Genomic DNA, 4,096 nt, shown 5'->3' with positions numbered 1-4,096 from the left:
TTTCGAGTAAGCCCTGCTGAGACTCAAATGCTTAAGTGAACAGCATTACGACTGGTTCGGGGCGTTTTTTTATCGGAATTTTGTATCAGGGCGCACTTGTTAACGCGGGGGACTCGCGAAACGTCGGTGGTTGTGATGGCCCTTTCGCGAGCAAGCCCGCTCCCACATTTGATCTTCGGTGGACAGACAATCTGTGAGCAATGGAGAACCAGTGTGGGAGCGGGCTTGCTCGCGAAGGGAGCGACACGGTCTGTCGAAAAAACTGCACCTCAGGCTTGGCAACTTCTGTTCGTAGTCTTTTTGTAGCCATTTGTAGCAATAACCTTCAATAGCTCTTCGTTTACCGCTAGGCTGCGGACATCTGTAACGCCGCCATCAGCCTTTCAAACAAGAGCCGGCCATGACTGATCTGTCCCCATTTCCGGGCCCTGCAAGCGTAGCCGTCGCCGCATTGGACGGGCGCTTTTTCCGGCCTCCGCTGCCCGACGGCCATGTGCTGCGGCCGCGTTTGTGCGAGCGCCTGAGCGCCGGTCTCGGTGGCAGGCTGCTGCTGGTCAGCGCGCCGGCGGGGTTCGGCAAGAGTTCATTGGCGGTGGAGTTTTGCCAGGGGTTGCCGGATCACTGGCAAAGTCTGTGGCTGGGGTTAAGTCCTCGGGACAGCGATCCCGGTCGTTTTCTTGAACGGCTGCTCGAAGGGCTTCAGGAGTATTTTCCGCAACTGGGTAGTCAGGCGCTGGGGTTGCTGAAAATGCGCCAACGTCATCAGCCGTTTGCCTTCGAAGAATGGCTGGACGGTTTGCTCGATGAACTGGCTATGCACCTTTCACCCGTTACGCCACTGTTGCTGGTACTCGATGACTATCATCTGGCCCAGGGCCCGGTGCTTGATCGTTGCCTGCAGTTTTTCCTCAATCATTTACCCGATGGTCTGCTGGTCATGGTCACCAGCCGGCAACGTCCCGACTGGCATCTGGCACGCCTGCGGCTATCGCGGCAACTGCTCGAGTTGCATGAGCAGGATCTTCGACTGACCCACGATGAAGCCCTGACCCTACTCGATAGACACAGCATTTCATTGCGTGGCGAGGCGCTGGAGAGTTTGATCCAGCGCAGCGAAGGCTGGGTGGCCGGGCTGCGCTTCTGGCTGCTGGCGGCCTCCGAAGCCGGCAGCGAGGGCGCATTGCCCCAATCGCTGTACGGTGGGGAAGGGCTGATTCGCGATTACCTGCTCGAAGAAGTGATCGATTGCCTGCCCGCCGAGGTGCAGTCATTCCTGTACGAGACCGCGCTTCAAGAGCGCTTTTGCAGCGAGTTGTGCGACGCCGTGCGCGAAGCCCATGACAGTGCCGAGATCCTGCGTTTCCTGCTGGCGCATCAGGTGTTTCTGGTGCCGCTGGACGAACACGGTCACTGGTATCGCTATCACCACCTGTTTTCCGACCTGCTGCGTAGCCGGCCCACCGCCCAGGTGATGGTGCCGACGGCCAGCCTGCATCTGCGTGCCTGCCGCTGGTTCAATTCTCAAGGGTTACTCGATGAGGCGGTAGAGCAGGCGTTGCGTGCCGGGCATCTGGATGTTGCGGCGAATCTGGTACAAAACCTCTCTGAAGAACAGCTGCTGGCCGAGCAGAACGTCGGCATGCTGCTGCGCTGGAAAATGGACTTGCCCGACAGCCTGCTGATCAGCACGCCACGGCTGATCGTGCTCTACAGCTGGGCGTTGGGTCTGGCCTGCCAACTGGACGCCGCCGAGGAACTGGCCAGCCACTTGAGCCGCTTCCTGCCGGCGCCGTCGGCCACTGCGCAAAAATCCATGCTGGCGCAATGGCTGGCCCTGAGCGGCATCATTGCCCGGGGGCGAGGCAATCGCGAGCTGACGTTGCTCTATTGCACCGAAGCGCTGGAGAGCCTGCCGGCCAAACGCTATGGGCAGCGCCTGATGTGCCTCTCGACATTGTCCAACCTGGCCATTGCCGACAGCGATCTCTGGCGGGCACGAGGGTTGAACCGTGAGTCCCTTGAGCTGGCACAGCGGGTCGGCAATCCGCTGTTCGAGGCGCTGGCCCATTACGACCGCGCCCGCGTGCTCCAAGCACGCGGGGAGATTCTTCGTTCATTGGACGAAGTTCGCCAAGGGTTGCAGCGCCTCCAAGGCCTATCCCCGCAACGGCTTTATGCGGTGCGCGCACGGTTGACCTTATACGAGGGATTTTTGCTGGCGCTGCGTTTGCAACCCCAGGCCGCGCGGCTACGTTTGCTCGCGGGTTTGAGCGAAGCCCGGGCCTGTCGTGACATCAGCGTGTTGATCGGCCACTGCGTGATTGCCCGATTGGAGGGCAGCAGCGGCGAGTTCGCCAAAGCCTTCGCCGAACTCGCCGAGGCCGAGCGGCTGATGCACATCTGGGACGTTCCGCCGATTTACTACCTGGCGATGATCACCCTGGTCAAATGCGAGCTCTGGCTGGCCCAGGGCCGCACCGACCTTGCCGAAGCCTGGCTCGCACGATTGGGCCAGACTTACAACGGAGAGCATCCGGCGGCACCGCCGGAATTCCATCCGCAACTGCCGCTGCACATTGAACTGCAACAGGCGGTGCTGGACATGATGAAAGGCCAGCCCATGCTCGCCGAAGGACGCTTGAACGCGTTGCATGAACACGGTCAGCACAGCGGCCGGCAGATGCTCAGCGTGATGGCGCTGAGTCAGAAAATTACTCTGTTGCTGGCGGGCGGGCGCGAATCCGAGGCACGCAAGGCGCTGGCCCAGGCTTTGGAAGCGGCCGCCGGCGGTGTCCTGCAACCGTTTGACCTATTGTTGACCGAACACCCGGACTGGCTGCGCGGGCAACTTCAACTCTGTGCGCCGACGGCCATTTCGCAGAGTCTCTCGGAAAAACTTCCGGCCATGGCCTCTCGGTCGGTTGTGGAATCATCGCCAGCTGCCGAACAACTCAGTACGCGTGAACTGGCCGTTCTGCGACTGATCGCCCAAGGGTGTTCGAACCAGGAAATCAGTAATCAGTTGTTTATTTCGCTGCATACGGTGAAGACCCATGCCAGCCATATCAACAGTAAGTTGGGGGTTGAGCGGCGCACGCAGGCGGTGGCGCGGGCGAAGGAGTTGGGGGTTCTGACTTAGTTTTTTCGGCCAAGGTCTGCTACAAACAATAACGCCCCGAAACAGTCGGGGCGTTATTGTTTGAAGCAGACCCGGCCTGCTTTAGAGGCCGATTATTGCGTGAGCGACTGAGTGTCAGGCCACCAACTCGTTGGCGCTGAAGCTGTTCACACCGACCAGTTGGATTTCGAAGTCTGCACCAACGTTGCCGCTAACATTGCCCGACAGCACATGGTCGACGAAGCGAAGTTGGCCGGCTCCGGTGAAGTCATTGGCACCGATGAAGGTGAAGCCGTTGATGCCAGCACTGAGCAGGTTGGCATCAAACTGCGTCAGATCGATCTTGTCGCCCTGTGGACTGCTGAAGTCAGTGATGACATCACGCAGGTTGCCAATTCCCGTTTCGTTCCAGGCATTGAACACAAATGTGTCTGCACCATCGCCACCGGTCAGTGTGTCCGTGCCCAGGCCACCGATCAGGGTGTCGCCCCCCAGACCACCGTCGAGGATGTTGTCACCGGTGTTGCCGGTCATGCGGTTGGCCACATCGTTGCCGGTGCCGATGAGGTTGTCGGTGCCAAGGAATTGCAGGTCCTCGATATTGGTATTGATGTTGTAGTCGATGGACGAGAGCACCCGGTCGTGCTCGGTCAGCGAGGATCCCATGTCGAAGACAAAGTCGAAGACGTCGTCGACGTAGTAGGTGTCTGCGCCGTTGCCCCCCATCATGAAGTCTTGGCCCTCGCCACCGTCGAGGATGTCGTCACCGGCGCCGCCGTCGAGCCTGTCGTTGCCGGTACCGCCGACCAGCACATTGTTCAAGTCGTTGCCGGTGCCGCGCAGGTTTGCGCTGCCGATGAGGAACAGGTTTTCCAGCTTGTCGCCCAAGGTCCAGTTCACCGACGAACGCACGGTGTCGGTCTCGTTGGCCAGGGTGCTGGTTTCGGTAATGGTGTCGCCAAGGTTGTCGACGATGTA

The 4,096-nt window shown here is 59.9% G+C and carries 1 protein-coding gene and 1 pseudogene; one reads left to right on the top strand and one right to left on the bottom strand.

Going from position 1 to position 4,096, the window contains the following annotated elements; all coding sequences use genetic code 11:
* Positions 1 to 400 precede the first annotated feature (400 nt).
* On the top strand, positions 401 to 3,139 hold the full coding sequence (locus tag BK662_RS19215) for a winged helix-turn-helix domain-containing protein (RefSeq protein WP_123359365.1): 2,739 nt from the start codon (positions 401 to 403) through the stop codon (positions 3,137 to 3,139).
* A 114-nt stretch (positions 3,140 to 3,253) separates the two neighbouring features.
* Here BK662_RS19215 and BK662_RS34845 read toward each other — a convergent pair.
* Positions 3,254 to 4,096: pseudogene (locus tag BK662_RS34845) on the bottom strand (calcium-binding protein); the annotation flags it as partial.

Source organism: Pseudomonas frederiksbergensis (genome assembly GCF_003732275.1).
In the GTDB taxonomy this organism is placed as follows: Bacteria; Pseudomonadota; Gammaproteobacteria; order Pseudomonadales; family Pseudomonadaceae; genus Aquipseudomonas; species Aquipseudomonas frederiksbergensis_H.
This window is presented reverse-complemented; position numbering and strand designations above follow the sequence as displayed.

Coding starts and splice junctions, on each gene's coding strand:
- BK662_RS19215 (WP_123359365.1), top strand. CDS start 401: ATGACTGATCTGTCCCCATTTCCGGGCCCTGCAAGCGTAGCCGTCGCC.